Source organism: Cobetia sp. 3AK, from assembly GCF_029846335.1.
Lineage (GTDB): Bacteria > Pseudomonadota > Gammaproteobacteria > Pseudomonadales > Halomonadaceae > Cobetia > Cobetia marina.
Genome location: NZ_JARWKR010000051.1, coordinates 1 through 217, shown reverse-complemented (window position 1 = coordinate 217; position 217 = coordinate 1). Strand labels below are relative to the sequence as shown.

Genomic DNA, 217 nt, shown 5'->3' with positions numbered 1-217 from the left:
GAACGAGGCGACAGGCGCCCCGCTCTTCAGGCGGCGATTTCCGGCGCTTGGGCCGGCGCCTGCGCCCGCTGGAGCGTCAGCACCGCGCGCGCTCCCTTCCCCCAGCCCTCGCTCTCCAGCCGAAGCGCACCGCCCATCGCCATCATCGACGTCGCGCACCAGTGCAGCCCGAGCCCGCCGGACCGGTTCTTGCGGGTCGAGAAGCCGCGCTGGAACA

The 217-nt window shown here is 73.3% G+C and carries 1 protein-coding gene; it reads right to left on the bottom strand.

The annotated features are described in order from the left end of the window. Nucleotides 1-26: 26 nt before the first annotated feature. Nucleotides 27-217, bottom strand: a 191-nt coding sequence (locus tag QD228_RS17110; RefSeq protein WP_279876146.1) for an ATP-binding protein, incomplete at its 5' end; no start/stop codon positions are given.